The 14,525-nt window shown below is 38.8% G+C and carries 16 protein-coding genes; 11 read left to right on the forward strand and 5 right to left on the reverse strand.

The features are described 5' to 3' along the window. Positions 1 to 135: 135 nt before the first annotated feature. From spxA to pepF, 4 genes are all read left to right on the forward strand, one after another. Positions 136 to 534, forward strand: coding sequence for a transcriptional regulator SpxA (spxA, locus tag MKY27_RS03580; protein WP_008403575.1), 399 nt, complete (start codon positions 136 to 138; stop codon positions 532 to 534). A 312-nt stretch (positions 535 to 846) separates the two neighbouring features. Beyond that, the gene (mecA, locus tag MKY27_RS03585; RefSeq protein ID WP_339197830.1) at positions 847 to 1,500 is read left to right on the forward strand and encodes an adaptor protein MecA; all 654 of its coding nucleotides are present in this window, start codon (positions 847 to 849) and stop codon (positions 1,498 to 1,500) included. A 157-nt stretch (positions 1,501 to 1,657) separates the two neighbouring features. Further along, entirely contained in the window at positions 1,658 to 2,785 is a 1,128-nt protein-coding gene (locus MKY27_RS03590) for a competence protein CoiA family protein (protein ID WP_339197833.1), read from the forward strand. A gap of 54 nt (positions 2,786 to 2,839) precedes the next feature. Then, positions 2,840 to 4,648: an oligoendopeptidase F gene (pepF, locus tag MKY27_RS03595; RefSeq protein ID WP_339175316.1), complete on the forward strand. Its 1,809-nt coding sequence runs from the start codon at positions 2,840 to 2,842 to the stop codon at positions 4,646 to 4,648. A gap of 766 nt (positions 4,649 to 5,414) precedes the next feature. Here the strand turns inward: pepF and MKY27_RS03600 are convergent. From MKY27_RS03600 to MKY27_RS03615, 4 genes are all read right to left on the reverse strand, one after another. Beyond that, positions 5,415 to 6,236: a DsbA family protein gene (locus tag MKY27_RS03600; protein ID WP_339175318.1), complete on the reverse strand. Its 822-nt coding sequence runs from the start codon at positions 6,234 to 6,236 to the stop codon at positions 5,415 to 5,417. After that, positions 6,233 to 6,631: a hypothetical protein gene (locus MKY27_RS03605; protein WP_008403570.1), complete on the reverse strand. Its 399-nt coding sequence runs from the start codon at positions 6,629 to 6,631 to the stop codon at positions 6,233 to 6,235. Before MKY27_RS03605 ends, MKY27_RS03600 begins: the two co-directional genes overlap by 4 nt. A 310-nt stretch (positions 6,632 to 6,941) precedes the next feature. Further along, positions 6,942 to 7,724, reverse strand: coding sequence for a lytic transglycosylase domain-containing protein (locus tag MKY27_RS03610; protein WP_339197837.1), 783 nt, complete (start codon positions 7,722 to 7,724; stop codon positions 6,942 to 6,944). Between the two features lie 8 nt (positions 7,725 to 7,732). Beyond that, entirely contained in the window at positions 7,733 to 8,320 is a 588-nt protein-coding gene (locus MKY27_RS03615; protein ID WP_339197840.1) for a CYTH domain-containing protein, read from the reverse strand. Positions 8,321 to 8,426: 106 nt separating this feature from the next. Between MKY27_RS03615 and MKY27_RS03620 the strand changes: the two genes are divergently transcribed. From MKY27_RS03620 to MKY27_RS03645, 6 genes are all read left to right on the forward strand, one after another. After that, positions 8,427 to 8,873, forward strand: coding sequence for a hypothetical protein (locus MKY27_RS03620; protein ID WP_339197843.1), 447 nt, complete (start codon positions 8,427 to 8,429; stop codon positions 8,871 to 8,873). 155 nt (positions 8,874 to 9,028) lie between these two features. Next, positions 9,029 to 9,706 carry a GTP pyrophosphokinase family protein gene (locus MKY27_RS03625; protein WP_339197846.1) on the forward strand — a complete coding sequence of 226 codons (678 nt, stop codon included), beginning with the start codon at positions 9,029 to 9,031 and terminating at the stop codon, positions 9,704 to 9,706. Beyond that, positions 9,706 to 10,500, forward strand: coding sequence for an NAD kinase (locus MKY27_RS03630; RefSeq protein ID WP_339175327.1), 795 nt, complete (start codon positions 9,706 to 9,708; stop codon positions 10,498 to 10,500). Before MKY27_RS03625 ends, MKY27_RS03630 begins: the two co-directional genes overlap by 1 nt. Before the next feature lie 11 nt (positions 10,501 to 10,511). Further along, on the forward strand, positions 10,512 to 11,396 hold the full coding sequence (locus tag MKY27_RS03635) for an RluA family pseudouridine synthase (protein WP_339197849.1): 885 nt from the start codon (positions 10,512 to 10,514) through the stop codon (positions 11,394 to 11,396). Positions 11,397 to 11,595: 199 nt separating this feature from the next. Further along, the gene (mgtE, locus tag MKY27_RS03640; RefSeq protein ID WP_339197852.1) at positions 11,596 to 12,966 is read left to right on the forward strand and encodes a magnesium transporter; all 1,371 of its coding nucleotides are present in this window, start codon (positions 11,596 to 11,598) and stop codon (positions 12,964 to 12,966) included. 40 nt (positions 12,967 to 13,006) lie between these two features. Continuing rightward, positions 13,007 to 13,333 (forward strand): 4-diphosphocytidyl-2C-methyl-D-erythritol kinase, encoded by a 327-nt coding sequence (locus tag MKY27_RS03645; RefSeq protein ID WP_339175332.1) that lies wholly within the window; start codon positions 13,007 to 13,009, stop codon positions 13,331 to 13,333. 99 nt (positions 13,334 to 13,432) lie between these two features. Here MKY27_RS03645 and MKY27_RS03650 read toward each other — a convergent pair whose 3' ends face one another. Then, positions 13,433 to 13,960 carry a CotY/CotZ family spore coat protein gene (locus tag MKY27_RS03650; protein WP_339197855.1) on the reverse strand — a complete coding sequence of 176 codons (528 nt, stop codon included), beginning with the start codon at positions 13,958 to 13,960 and terminating at the stop codon, positions 13,433 to 13,435. Positions 13,961 to 14,122: 162 nt separating this feature from the next. Between MKY27_RS03650 and MKY27_RS03655 the strand changes: the two genes are divergently transcribed. Continuing rightward, complete coding sequence (locus tag MKY27_RS03655; RefSeq protein ID WP_339197858.1) at positions 14,123 to 14,524, forward strand: YhcN/YlaJ family sporulation lipoprotein; 402 nt, start codon at positions 14,123 to 14,125, stop codon at positions 14,522 to 14,524. Position 14,525: the final 1 nt, after the last annotated feature.

Here is a 14,525-nt window from a genome sequence, read left to right on the forward strand (position 1 = left end):
ATTCATGTATAATGGGTACAGAATCTTAAATTAAATTAATTCTAAATTAAGTTTTACTTATACATTTATGCTTCTATATTAACAGAAGCAGCATCTAGCAATTGAATTGAAATCAATTAGAGAGGGAGTGAGCCAATGTTAGTAACATTATTTACTTCACCAAGTTGTACTTCATGTCGAAAAGCAAAAGCATGGTTAGAGGAACATGATATCCCATATACAGAACGCAACATTTTTTCCGAGCCACTTACAATTAGTGAAATCAAAGAGATTTTACGAATGACAGAAGATGGTACCGATGAAATTATCTCAACACGTTCGAAAATTTTCCAGAAGTTGAATGTCGATGTTGAAACATTGCCATTACAACGATTATATGAGCTTATTCAGGAATATCCGGGACTATTACGTCGTCCGATTATTTTAGATGAAAAACGTCTGCAAGTCGGTTATAACGAAGACGAAATTCGTCGATTCCTGCCTCGTAAAGTACGAGCGTACCAGTTGCAAGAAGCCCAACGCATGGTTAATTAAATAGATCGCTCATGATGTTACGGATGCATATTGTGCAATTGTAGCATCTTTTTTTTATTTTAGAACATATTAGAAAGAGACCTTAAGGACTTGATTTAAAGTGTTTCGTGCAATACAATTTCAATTATTCAAATAATTTACGATGAATAATGTTTTTCCTTTTCATTTTAATCCAATCCATCATACAATAGAGTTATAGATACTTCTAATATTAAAAGTATCTGGGTTCCGATGCAATAGAACGCCATATTGTATGCCACTTGGAAATAAAGCGACGTTCTATACAATGACTGTGAAGGGAGTTGAGGTCTAATGGACATCGAACGCATTAATGAAAATACGCTAAAATTATTTATTACGTATAGTGATATCGAGGACCGCGGTTATACACGCGAAGAAATCTGGTACAATCGCGCAAAAGGTGAAGAGCTTTTCTGGGATATCATTGGTGAAATAAATACAGATGATTATTTCGATTTAGATGGTCCAATTTGGATTCATATTAACGCTTCAGAAAGTGGATTGGAAGTCGTTGTTACACGCGCGTCTGTAGGTAATGACTCCGAAACTTCTTCAATGCCCGGCAGCTTTGAAGATGACCTTCATATATCAGATCAATTAAATGAAATGGAAGAATCGATCTTCAATGCGATTGGCAAAGCGGCAAAAGAGGAAGAACAATCGCTTGAAAACGCACGATTCCGATTTAAAGATATTGACGAACTAATACCTCTTGCAAAACGCGCAGCACCTTTAGGAATAGAGTCTGTGTTGTATAAATGGGAGGACTACTACTATTTATATGTAGATTTAAAAGATTTGGAAAGCCAGGAAGCGAGAAATATCATCGCTTTATGTACTGAATATTTACAGGCTTCCAAAATTACAGCGCATCGCCTTGAAGAGTATGGGGAAACAATCATTGCTGAAGACTGCTTCGAAACAATCATTACGTATTTTGAGTAGGAAGAGCAGTTTACGAAAGCCACCTGAGTTTAGGTGGCTTTTTTGTATTGGTCTTTGAGAAGGAATACTTTGAAAAAGCAAGTTTCCAATAGTTACTATTCATAAGTTGAAAAAGACTATGCATTTCAATAAGATGGATAAAAAGGAGTCGAGGCAAATGCTCGTCGCCATGAACGAACAACAGCAATTATTTCATTTAACGTCAAAACTTCCGCCGGATGAACTGCAAAAATTAAAAGAACAGCAATCCTTTTTTTGTCCTTTATGCAGAGAACGCCTTTTATTAAAGGCCGGTCAAATAAAAATTCCCCATTTTGCCCATCAAAAAAATAGCGATTGCGATTCTTTATTTTCGGAAGGGGAGTCTGCTGTCCATCTGCTCGGGAAACAACAGCTTTTTCAACTTTTTACGGGCCTTCAGCTAAGTCCTGTCCTTGAACCATATTTACCACAGCTTCAACAGCGACCCGATCTTCTTATTATATTTAAAGACCATCAATATGCCATTGAATTTCAGTGCAGTCCAATCGCACATCCATCTTTTCAACAGCGTACAAGCGGCTATTTGAATGCTGGTATAACACCGATATGGATTTTGCACACTCCTGAGAAGTTTAAAAGTCCCGGTATTGTAAAAGTTTCCATCAATCATACGAACGTTCAATTTATGCAACAGTATAAAAAGCAGAATTTTCTCATCACCTATGATGTAAAAAGCAAAACTTTCTACTATATTAGTAATTTGATCCATCTTCATAAATTGCAGTATTTTGCTGTTGTTAAACCACTCCCCCTCAGTCAACAACGTTTCCCGTTCTTAGTCCCTGAAAAAATAACGAAATCACAATTCCATCTGTTGCTAAATAACTACAGGAAGTACCGGGAGCGATATATCCGTCCTCGTCTATTACTAAGCAAAAAAGGAGTGAATGACCGATTTTTCCGTTCTATTTATGAGTTAAGGCTATTGATGTCGGATTTGCCGTCTATTTTAGGAATTCCTGTCTATAATACGAATGCTTTTAATCGATTTTGTATAGAATGGCAAGTAGGGCTTTTTCATTTTATGAACTGCCATGCGCTCACACCTGAAACGATGAATGTACAGGCAATTCCTTATTTTTTCAAATGGTATCAAATGGAGCTGACGGATGAGCGGAAAGCAGCGGTGGAACATTATTTAACAATTTTAAAACATCTCAAAGTAGAGCAACTGGATGAAAATATACCCGAAGAACAACTTTTTAATGTTCTGTACGACGAATTGGTTGCATTTGGATGTTGAAATTGTTTAAATAGATTTATAATTTCGAATATCGGAATAGTAGGAGGCAAATAAATGGCAAAGCAAATTTTAACGCGTGAAGAAGTACCTGAGCAATTAACTTGGGATTTAACAACAATTTTTGAATCCGATGAAGCTTGGGAAGCTGAGCTGAAAGAAGTAGAACAATTATCAAAAAAAGCTCCGGAATATAAAGGGAAAGTAGCGGAAAGTGCGGAAAGCTTATACAATACATTGCAGTTCAGCGATGCATTATACGAGCGTCTGAGCAAGCTATATGTGTATTCTCATTTAAAGCATGATCAGGATACGACGAATAGTAAATACCAGGATCTTGATGGTCGTATTCGCTCTGTACTAACAAATGCAGGAGCAGCGTGGTCATTTATTACGCCTGAAATTTTAGCATTGGATGAAGCAACATTGAACAGCTATGTGGAAAGCTATGAACCACTTTCACTATATGAACAAAGCCTAAAAGAACTGAATTTGGGCCGCCCTCATATTTTATCTGCGGAAAAAGAAGAATTGCTGGCACAATTTTCTGAAGTGACATCAACATCCGGCAAAACATTCAGTGCTTTAAACAATGCAGATCTAGAATTCCCGAAAATTAAAGGGGAAGATGGGGAAGAAGTACAAATTACGCACGGTAACTATATTACAATGCTTGAGAGCGATAACCGTGAAGTGCGTGAGGCAGCATTTAAAGCTGTTTACAAAACGTATGGTCAATACAAAAATACATTTGCGACAACTTTAGCAGGGAATGTAAAAGCACATAATGCCAATGCAAAAGTTCGTAATTACAATTCGGCTCGCCATGCGGCATTAAGCAATAACTTCATTCCTGAAAAAGTGTATGATCAGCTTGTTTCGACAATCCATGACTATTTACCGGCATTACACCGTTATGTAGAGCTTCGTAAAAAAGTGCTTGGTTTAGATGAACTGCATATGTACGATCTGTTTACACCACTTGTTAAAGAAGTGAAAATGGAAGTAACATATGACGAAGCGAAGAAGACGATGGTAGAAAGCTTTGCGCCACTTGGTAAAGAATATCAGGAAATCGTTCAAAAAGGTCTGGATAGCCGTTGGGTAGACGTGCTTGAAAACAAAGGAAAACGCAGCGGTGCATATTCTTCAGGAACGTTCGGCACAAATCCGTATGTATTAATGAACTGGCAAAATAACGTGAATAACCTTTATACATTGGCACATGAATTCGGCCACTCAATGCACAGTTATTATTCACGTGCTAACCAGCCTTATCAATATGCGGATTACTCGATTTTCGTTGCGGAAGTTGCTTCAACATGTAACGAAGAACTATTATTCGATCATTTAATGAAAACATTGGATGATGATAAGCAAAAAATCTACTTACTAAATCAATGGTTGGACGGTTTCCGCGGTACAGTATTCCGTCAAACGATGTTCGCTGAGTTTGAGCATATGATTCATGAATTAGATGCAAAAGGCGAATCGATTACATCAGAAAAATTAACATCCATTTATTATGATTTAAACAAACAATACTTTGGTGATGCAATGACTGTAGATGAGGAAATCGGTCTGGAATGGGCAAGAATTCCGCACTTCTACTACAATTATTACGTATATCAATACGCAACAGGTCAATCTGCGGCAACGGCATTATCAAAACAAATTTTAGAAGAAGGCGAACCGGCAGTTGAGCGCTATATTAACAACTTCCTAAAAGCTGGCTGCTCGGACTTCCCGATCGAAGTATTAAAAGCTGCAGGTGTAGATATGGAGTCTCCGGAACCGATCGCATTGGCATGCCAAGTATTTGAAGAGAAGTTAGAAGAGCTTGAAAAATTATTATTGAATAATTAATAGTTTGTGAAAACGCATCTGTTTCAGGTGCGTTTTTTGCTTGAAAAAATGGAATTTTACTTAGGGAATATAGAGAATGGTAAAATTTCATTCTGGGAAACAATGAATGGGAAAAGGTTAAAGAATGTTGATATATCGGTGTTCGAGGGGGAGAATTAAATACGAATTTATGACAATTTTTTTTAAACCTCATTTATTCATATGGAAACGCTTACTATATGACGAATTTGTGAAATTGTGAAAGATACATTGCAAGAAATATTATTCCATGATAGAGTAATACTCGTGAAATAAATCACATAACAAACATACACCCCTTTGTTTGAACGTGAACATTTCTCCCATCCCCTTTGTGAAAAAGAGGCGTCTTATTTCTCGAGAATAAGACGCCTCTTTTGTTTTGTTTACGTTTTGATGCCTGGAATAAAGAAGAAGAACGTTCTCTATTCCCTGGCAAATGTTCTACTTCCATCCCATTAACTTCTATTTTTCCGGTTTAATTGTCGAATAAAGGGTATGTTATTTTAAACAGTCCTAAACCCCTTAAAACAGCTTTTAAAATTTCACTAGGATAAATGCCAGTGAGTGCCCGATTAAGGCCTTTACGACTGTATAGAGGAGCAAATATACCTATGTCTATCCTCACGACTATAAAACGATTCATAGCTCTTTTTCGGAACTTCAAATAACCCCGGAAATTAAAAAAACCAGCCTGCACAAATGCACAGCTGGTGAAAATATCATATAAGTTCGTTTTAAAAATAATTTAATAGGTCGTGCGTTCTTTTGCACGCCAAAGTGTAATTTCGTCGGTCATAATACGTTCTACTTTTTGCTGAAGCATACGTTTCTTTAATTCGCGTTCTGCCAGCTGCTCATTGATCGAGTAGATTTCGGCAACTTCAGCTGTTGTAAGGGTGCTGAATCGATCGAATAACTCGTCTAATGCAGGAACCGGTTGGCGAATTAATTCTTCCCCAAGCAACTCTGCTAAAATATGCTCGTAAACTTCATAATTATAAGAACCGCTTACTTTCAGGCCTTCATCCTCAATGCACTCATTGAAAAATACGATGCTTGGTATTTCTTCAACTTCCATTTCGCGAGTTAAGTATAAATCGCATTGGAAGGCACGAGCTGCTTCTTTTGAACCAAAGTCGGACACGAACTCATCCATATCCAGGCTGACTTGCTGTGCAATTTCAATTAATGTCGCATGGGAATTGATATTGCGTGTATTAAGTGTTGCAACTTCCTGGACTTTGTTTAAATAGCGGAAACCTGCCCGCTTTCCTTGAAGTTCGGCCGCTTTAATAGCGATTGAAGGTAATGCTGGATGTGTAATATCCAATTCCGCTCCGGAAACACAGCCTTTCATCCGGCTCGTCATGCTGTTAAGGGCAGCGAGTTCCGTACTAAGGACATATCGACATGTAAAGTAATGACCGTATTCTACTTGCAGTTTTCGCATTGTTGTTTGTAGGGATAATGCTTTCTCGCAAAGAGGGTCAATAAAAATATAAAGCTCAATCGGTTTATTACATGTAGAGGGTGCTACAGGTTGCTGTAAAAGTTGGATATTATTCACTCAAATCCCTCCTCATCATTTGGGGCGTTGACCATATGGTGAGCAGTCATAACGAGACGCTTATAGTAAACTTCACGGAATTTTCCGTCCAAGCCCACTTCGTCCATCGCCTCTGCCATACATTCAAGCCATGCCTGGGCACGATCGGGTGTAATTTTAAAATGCATATGTCGAGCACGCATCATCGGATGGCCGTGTTCTTCTGAGAAAAGGTTAGGGCCCCCGAGATACTGCGTTTGGAATTGTATTTGTTTACGAATTGTTTCCGTCAGATCTTCAGGAAAAATAGGAATTAATAAAGGATGCTTCGCCACTCGAGAGTAGAACGCGTTAATTAATTCAGAAAGCTTTTCAGCACCGAGTTCCTCATAAGGAATCGTATATTTTCGATTCATTAGTTATACTCCTTTGTGTCTTTCTTTGCCAGTATATGAAATATGAATGTCATGTAAGTAATGTAAATTTCATTTAGGCGATACAATCATTCTAGCAACGTAAGGCCGTTTTAACAAATAAAGTGCCCTGCCAAAAAATTTGAAGGGCATTTCACATCTATTAACACCACGGTGGAATAGTTGATTTAATAGGTGTTCACACCAATTTTCCATTTAATCCAAATTAGAACATATCAGGAGTACTTACAATTAAATCCCAAACATCCCTTTTGGCTTTCGTCTTCAAATTTTCACTGCATTTTTAATAACATCACACATTCATATAGTTCATTATTTTTTTGACATAATTTTGAGTTTCTTGGAATGGAGGAATCCCCCCATATTTTTTTACATTTCCGGGACCCGCATTGTAGGCAGCAAGCGCTGTTTCCACATTATTATCGAACTGATCAAGCATTTGGCGTAAATATTTTGCGCCGCCCATAATATTTTGTGCAGGGTCAAAACGGTCAGACACACCTAAATAGCGTGCTGTTGCAGGCATAAGCTGCATTAAACCGGATGCTCCTGCAGCACTTGTCGCAGAAGCATTAAAATTAGACTCCTGTTTAATAACGGAAGTGATCAGTTTTTCAGGTATATTATATTTCTTGGCAGCTGCAGTTATTTCAGCTTGATAAGTCTCAGCACCGGCAAAGAAATTTGCAACATCGGTCTTTCTTGTGAAATCCGTCATATACTGTTCAATTGTTGATGTATCATTACTTGCTGAGAGACTGCTGAATGTCCCTGGTAAATTCGTCAAGTTCGATGAATTATTCAACAAAAATGATGCGATATAGTTTTGAGCAGCCGAGTTTTGCTGCGAATTAGAAGTTTGTGATGAATCCGTTAACTGCTGGAAAGTGCTCACATCACCGAGTCCATTCAGTGAACTTGATAAAGATTGTCCGTCTAAAATGTCGCTCATTAAGTCGGAAAATAAAGTCGACGTAGATGATGATGATAATACACTTGAGCTTGACTGATTGGATGTATTTAAATTTTGAATTGCCTGAAGTTCGAGCAATGTTTTCATTGATGAAATATCCATCACAGCACCTAGCCTTTCTGATTGTTTAAAGCCGTCATAAAGCGCACGATTTTCTTTTGCGCAGGCTGTGGCTCAATTTCATGATGTGCCAAAAATTCGGAGAAAATTTGTTTTCCGACTGCTTCATCATGTGTCTCATATTCTACCTCATAATCGTCGCAGTGCAAATAGAAAGAATGGTCAAATACGAGCAAACCGCCTTTGTATGGGATTTCCACCCGGTCGGTCGTCAATGTTCCGTAACAATGTAAATCGGCAACGGGAATTTTAAATAGCGCAAGCCTTTCGTTTACAGAATACGCGGGTACTCCTTTACCGGCCAGCATACGGTCTGCTTCCTCACGTGTTAAATAGTCAGTCGTTTCTAAATGCTGATGCTTGGAAGTTTTTTCTTTTAACGTTAATTCAATCGAATCTTCTGTAACACGAATTCGAAGAGCACTGTGAAGTTGTTGTAAATGGCTTTCCTTTGTATCAAAGTAATGATTAGCTTGGCGGATAATTTGCTCGTTCTTTATGGAGAACGTTTCAAGAAGCTGTTCATACTGCGATTTTGTTAGCATATTTTTAAATTCTATTTCAATTTGCTGTGTCATTGTCAACGTCCTTTTTATTAATAGTATTGAATTAAATTCCGATGATTGAAAGAAGTCAAACGTTTCTGCACCAACCGAGTGTCCTATGGTAAAATGTGAAGGGTAGATGAATCATCAATTTTATTATCGGAAAATTTTCGGTGATGAAAAGAAAAAGGAGATTAATTTATTGCGAAACGTATACATAATCGATCATGTTGAAGTAGTACATAATGAAATCTATTTTATTTTAAATGAAAAGAAACAACTTAGCCAATTGCAATCGACAGGACAAGTGATTGTCGATTCGGATAATGAGGCGTTTCTTTATATCATAGAAGAAAATGAGGCATACAGTTATTTAAGCTTTGGGAAAAATGTATGGTCGCAGCTATTACAAATGTTAGTGGCAGAACAAAAAGCATACTTGAAAGTGGAGGACGGTCTGCTGCCGCTTCAACAATTTGCTGATGAATTACAAGGATTGCTTTATAATATTGAAGGCAACAGCAACTATGGAGATCAATTTGTTGAAAATATTGAAAAGGCATTTGCCGAATTCTTTAATAAATAGCATTAAACTTAATTATCACAAGAAAAATAGCCATTTTACGTGATTTAAGTGTGAAATGTGTATTTCTCGTCTACAAGAAGTATAATTGTTTGAAACAACGTGTTGATGAAATAGTGTGACAGGTATGAACTATTTCTAGTTGGGGGGTTTTTTAATTGGGGCAGTGGGAAGTATTTTTGAGTCCATATCGACAAGCTGTGGATGAACTTAAAATTAAATTAAAAGGGATGCGTTCGCAATTTGGTATTATGAGTGCCAATTCGCCAATCGAATTTGTTACAGGCCGTGTAAAACCACTTGCCAGTATATATGACAAATCGCTTGATAAAGGGATACCATTCGAACCGACTGCGCGTTTAGGAAATGAATTGCAAGATATTGCTGGATTACGGATTATGTGTCAGTTCGTTGATGATATTGCTACTGTAACGGAGCTAATACGCCAGCGTAATGATATGAGAGTTATCGAGGAAAAGGATTATATTACACATAGTAAACCGAGTGGCTATCGTTCACACCATATGATTATTGAGTATCCGGTTGAAACGATTCAAGGGTGCATCGTTGTCGTGGCGGAAATTCAAATTCGAACATTGGCAATGAACTTCTGGGCATCCATTGAGCATTCTATGAACTATAAGTATAAAGGGATTTTCCCTGAAGAAATAAAAAATCGACTGCAAAGCGCAGCCGAGGCAGCATTCCGGTTAGATGAAGAAATGTCCTCCATTAGAAGTGAAATTCAAGAGGCACAGGCATATTTCAGTGAAATAAAAGAAGCAACGAATACAGCTATCCATAAGTCGACTGACAAAGAGGAGCGTGACAATTAATGAAGTTTTCAATACAATCACGCAGAGATGACCAATCAAATGAATTGATGGAGCTCGCAAAATCTTATTTAATTGATTTCGGTTTACAATTTGATGAACAAGAGCCTGAAATTGTTCTTTCGATTGGCGGCGATGGAACATTACTCCATGCTTTCCACCGCTATTTGCACCGTCTGGATAAAACAGCTTTTGTCGGAATCCATACAGGACATTTAGGTTTTTATGCCGATTGGAAACCTTCAGAGCTGGAAAAGTTAGTATTGTCGATTGCCAAAAAGGAATACAATGTCGTGGAATACCCGTTGCTGGAAGTACAGGTACACCGCCTGCATTCCGAATCCAGTACGTTTCTGGCGTTGAATGAAGCGACGATTAAATCGCCGGACGTAACGCTTGTGATGGATGTGGAACTGAACGGCGAGCATTTTGAACGCTTCCGTGGGGACGGTTTATGTATTTCGACACCTTCGGGCAGTACAGCTTACAACAAAGCGCTGGGCGGAGCGATTATTCACCCGACATTGCAGGCTTTGCAAATAACGGAAATGGCATCGATCAACAACCGTGTGTTCCGGACAGTAGGGTCTTCCCTAGTATTGCCGGCACATCATAACTGTGTACTTAAACCCGTACATGAACAGCAATTTAATATGACGGTCGATCATATTAGCATGACGGAAACAGATGTAAAGTCCATTACATTTAATGTGGCAAATGAAAAAGTGCGTTTTGCACGTTTCAGACCATTCCCGTTTTGGGAACGTGTGCATGATTCATTTATCTCGAATGAATAGAATGAGGAACTATGGATAAACGATTTCAATTACAATTTACCAATAAGGTCAATCAGGAGCTTTTGCGTGATGCAATTGCTCACTGGGGCATTTCAAAGCGTGCATTGACTGCCATTAAATTTGATGGTGGGGCACTTTTAGTTAACGGAGAAGAAAGAAATGTGCGGCATCGTCTGGCAGAAGGCGATGTTGTGACAATTATTTTCCCGGTAGAAGAAGCAAGCGAAGGGCTGATACCGGTACAAGGAAAATTGTCTGTAGTGTATGAGGACGAGGCAGTGCTCCTTGTCAACAAACCGGCCTTTATGAGCTCGATTCCTTCTAGGGAACACCCGAATAATTCGCTTGCCAACCTTGTATACGGCTATTTTGAACAGCAGCAGCTAGCGTCGACTGTTCATATCGTGACAAGACTTGACCGTGATACATCCGGGCTGATGCTTATAGCGAAGCATCGTCATATCCATCATTTAATGAGTGAACAGCAAAAAAAGGGACAAATTCACCGTGAATATGAAGCAGTAGCAGAAGGAATCATAGAACAAACTCAGCAATCCATTATCGCACCGATCGGGCGGAAGGATACGAGTATTATTGAACGTGAAGTACGGCCGGATGGACAATTTGCCCATACGGATGTAACGGTGCTGGCTCGTAAAAATAATATGACCTATATTCGCCTGAAGCTTCATACAGGAAGAACCCATCAAATACGTGTTCACATGGCTTATATTGGCCATCCATTAGTGGGGGATGAATTATACGGGGGCAATCATACATTCATTGACCGTCAGGCACTCCATTGCCGCTACATTGAATTTGAACACCCGTTAACGAAAGAAAGAGTACACTTTGAAAGCAAGCTCCCGGACGAGATTGCTACATTGATTAACTAATGCAAGATGCCAAGATTTAATTGGCATCTTTTATTTTTGGTGAAATTGGGAATATACTGTTGAGAAGAAAATTACGTAAGTCGTCAGTCGATTATGGGAACATACGAAAAAAGTAATGATAATACGTAATTAGCTTGACGAGGGACAGTAATGCATCATAAAATAACTCGTTATGAATAGTTGAAAGGAGGGGGCAAGCATGATAGAGGAAAAAAATGATGAAATCCAGTACGATGAAGCGTTTTTGCGAATGCTGCTTGATGAAGAAAATATTGAAGCATTCCGCGAACATTTCCTTGTACTTCATCCATATGATCAGGCACAGTTTTACGAAGAGGTGGGCCCTGACATACGGCAAATTATTTATCGTTACTTGTCTCCTCAAGAAATGGCAACCATTTTTGAAACAACTGAAATCGAGGACGATGAATATAAAACATATTTAGACGAGATGGATCCATCATACGGTGCGGCCATGTTTGGCTTCATGTATACCGATAATGCGGTAGATATTCTCAATGAATTGGATACCGAGCAACGTGAAAATTATTTGGACATGATGGATGAAGAAACCGTCGATGAAATTAATGAGCTTTTAGGCTATGAAGAATATACAGCCGGAGCTATTATGACGACAGAATATGTATCGGTCGTTGAAAGTGCAACAGTTCGCGAGGCAATGCGCGTGCTGCGGCAGGAAGCCCAAACGGCCGAAACGATTTACTATATTTTTGTAGTGGATCAGGAACATCGATTACTTGGTGTCATGTCGTTAAGGCAACTAATTGTCGCGGAAGGTGATTTATATGTCCGGGATATCATGAGCGAACGTGTCCTATCCGTAAAAGTAACGGATGACCAGGAAAATGTCGCGAATCTGATTAAGGACTATGACTTACTGGCCATTCCGGTTGTCAACGAAAACCGAGAGCTTCAAGGGATTATTACGGTCGATGATATTATCGATGTCATTGAAGAAGAAGCAGAGGACGACTATTCCAAGCTGGCAGGTATTGCGGACATGGATGATAATGATGCAGGTCCTTTGCGCGCGGCAGGCAAGCGCTTGCCATGGCTTATTATTTTACTGTTTTTAGGAATGCTGACATCGGGACTTATGGGAATATTTGAAGCCACACTCGATAAAGTCGCTTTGCTTGCAACATTTATCCCGCTTATTTCCGGTACATCCGGTAATAGTGGAACCCAGGCATTGGCTGTTGCGATAAGAGGGATTGCAACCGGGGACATTGGCGGAAAAAGTAAATTAAAACTGATCATGCGGGAATTAAGTACAGGACTTATTATGGGGGTAGTGAGTGGTGCAATAGTTGTCGGCATCATTTTCTTTTGGAAGGGAACATTAATGATCGGTCTGCTTGTCGGAGCAGCGATTTGCTGCTCGATTATCGTTGCGACACTTGCCGGCTCGTTTATTCCCATTTTAATGCATAAGATGGGTGTTGACCCTGCCGTTGCATCAGGACCTTTTATTACAACGTTGAATGACGTCACAAGTATTATTATTTATCTTGGGCTTGCAACGTCGTTTATTAGCCGGATTCTGTAAGGAACGATTTGAAAAGACTTTGCATATTGTATGAAAAAGGATGTGGAATGTGGAAATTCACCCATTACTTTTTATTGCAAGTCCGATTTATATACAAGAAAAACGAGTCGAAATAGAGGAAGAAAGTACATCAATTTATGTACGACCTGCCACTGAAAAAATTGAAAATGCCCTTATTGCCAGACAGCTCCATTATTTTTCGAAACCGACGAAAGAGCCGAGGGTATTGGTATTTATTATGCAATCAGGTGAAAAAATTCACGGATCCATCGATAAAATAAGTGGTAGTCAAGTTTTGCTGAATTGCAATGATACAAAACGCTGGATAAAAGCTAATGAGATCGTGTTAATTCACAATACTTTATAAAAAGGAGGAGCCAAGTTAATGGCTCCTCTTTTTTAGTTCCTTCAAAAAAGAAAATACAGCATCTCGCACATAGAGCGCGAGATGTGTTATTAATATGAATTATTCACAAATACCAAGGTACACATCATCGATACATTGAACAGCACAGAAGCAATCTAAATCAACTGTGATACAGCTATCTGAAGCCTCAAATTGTGTCACTTTACATACTTGACGGAAATCAATAGCTGTTCCGTGATCGTTTAGTAAATCAACTGCATGTTCTTTGTCATCTTGTGGTACAAGAACACGTAATGTTGCACAGCAGCCATCGAATACGTCTTCAACACGGAAATACATTGATACACAAGGACAAGCATTGCCTTCTGCTGTAGTGAATGTAGCAAAGAATGGAGAGCCATCCTTGTTTAATAAAGTAAATACACGTGTGTCGACATTTGAACGTGATGGGTTAACAATTCCACCAAGTGGCTCTAAGAAACAGTTTGTTGTACAGCGACTGCATTCATCCTGTACTGCCGCATTTTGAATTTCTAAAATCGCACGGACAACCTCACAAACACAGCCACGTGATTGGTGATGTCCACCAGTTCCACCTACATCATTATTACCTCTTCCACAACCCATAAATTTTTCACCTCCGGTATACTTAACTCTTACTAATAATATGACCCGGTTTCTAAAAGAATCGGGCGAATGAACAGGTTTTCCCAAACTTCTTTGGGCGATGAATAATTCAAAATACGACCGGTTATACTTGGAGAAAAATGGACAAAAGGGGGGACTGCTATGTGGAGGGCAATTTTGACATTGAGTTTGCTTTTAATTCTTGCAGGCTGCAATGACCGGGAGAAAGTTGTGACGTATGCGCTGACAGACAATGAACAGAATCAGCAGGAAATAGAAAAGCTTTTAAAGGAAGATGATGCAATTGAACAAGCGAATCTTTTAGTAATTGAAGATGAATTATTTGTGGCAATGCAATTAAAACCGTTTGAAAAATGGAACCGCAAAAAAATTGAAGAGGATTGGAAAAAGAAGTTGGAAGATAAATTTTCCGATAGCAAAGTCAATGTTTCCGCGGATTTTAAAATGTTTTGGGAATCGACTAAATTGATGGAAGAAAAAGACCAGAAAAAAATGCTGAAAGAACTGCATGCATTAAAAAAGCTTGCTAAGGAGGAAACGTAAC

Source organism: Solibacillus sp. FSL R5-0449, assembly GCF_037975215.1.
Lineage (GTDB): Bacteria > Bacillota > Bacilli > Bacillales_A > Planococcaceae > Solibacillus.

Coding starts and splice junctions, on each gene's coding strand:
- mecA (WP_339197830.1), top strand. CDS start 847: ATGGACATCGAACGCATTAATGAAAATACGCTAAAATTATTTATTACG.
- MKY27_RS03630 (WP_339175327.1), top strand. CDS start 9,706: ATGAAGTTTTCAATACAATCACGCAGAGATGACCAATCAAATGAATTG.
- MKY27_RS03635 (WP_339197849.1), top strand. CDS start 10,512: ATGGATAAACGATTTCAATTACAATTTACCAATAAGGTCAATCAGGAG.
- MKY27_RS03655 (WP_339197858.1), top strand. CDS start 14,123: ATGTGGAGGGCAATTTTGACATTGAGTTTGCTTTTAATTCTTGCAGGC.
- mgtE (WP_339197852.1), top strand. CDS start 11,596: ATGATAGAGGAAAAAAATGATGAAATCCAGTACGATGAAGCGTTTTTG.
- MKY27_RS03650 (WP_339197855.1), bottom strand. CDS start 13,960: ATGGGTTGTGGAAGAGGTAATAATGATGTAGGTGGAACTGGTGGACAT.
- MKY27_RS03620 (WP_339197843.1), top strand. CDS start 8,427: ATGAATCATCAATTTTATTATCGGAAAATTTTCGGTGATGAAAAGAAA.
- MKY27_RS03645 (WP_339175332.1), top strand. CDS start 13,007: ATGTGGAATGTGGAAATTCACCCATTACTTTTTATTGCAAGTCCGATT.
- MKY27_RS03590 (WP_339197833.1), top strand. CDS start 1,658: ATGCTCGTCGCCATGAACGAACAACAGCAATTATTTCATTTAACGTCA.
- MKY27_RS03610 (WP_339197837.1), bottom strand. CDS start 7,724: ATGGATATTTCATCAATGAAAACATTGCTCGAACTTCAGGCAATTCAA.
- pepF (WP_339175316.1), top strand. CDS start 2,840: ATGGCAAAGCAAATTTTAACGCGTGAAGAAGTACCTGAGCAATTAACT.
- MKY27_RS03615 (WP_339197840.1), bottom strand. CDS start 8,320: ATGACACAGCAAATTGAAATAGAATTTAAAAATATGCTAACAAAATCG.
- MKY27_RS03605 (WP_008403570.1), bottom strand. CDS start 6,631: ATGAATCGAAAATATACGATTCCTTATGAGGAACTCGGTGCTGAAAAG.
- spxA (WP_008403575.1), top strand. CDS start 136: ATGTTAGTAACATTATTTACTTCACCAAGTTGTACTTCATGTCGAAAA.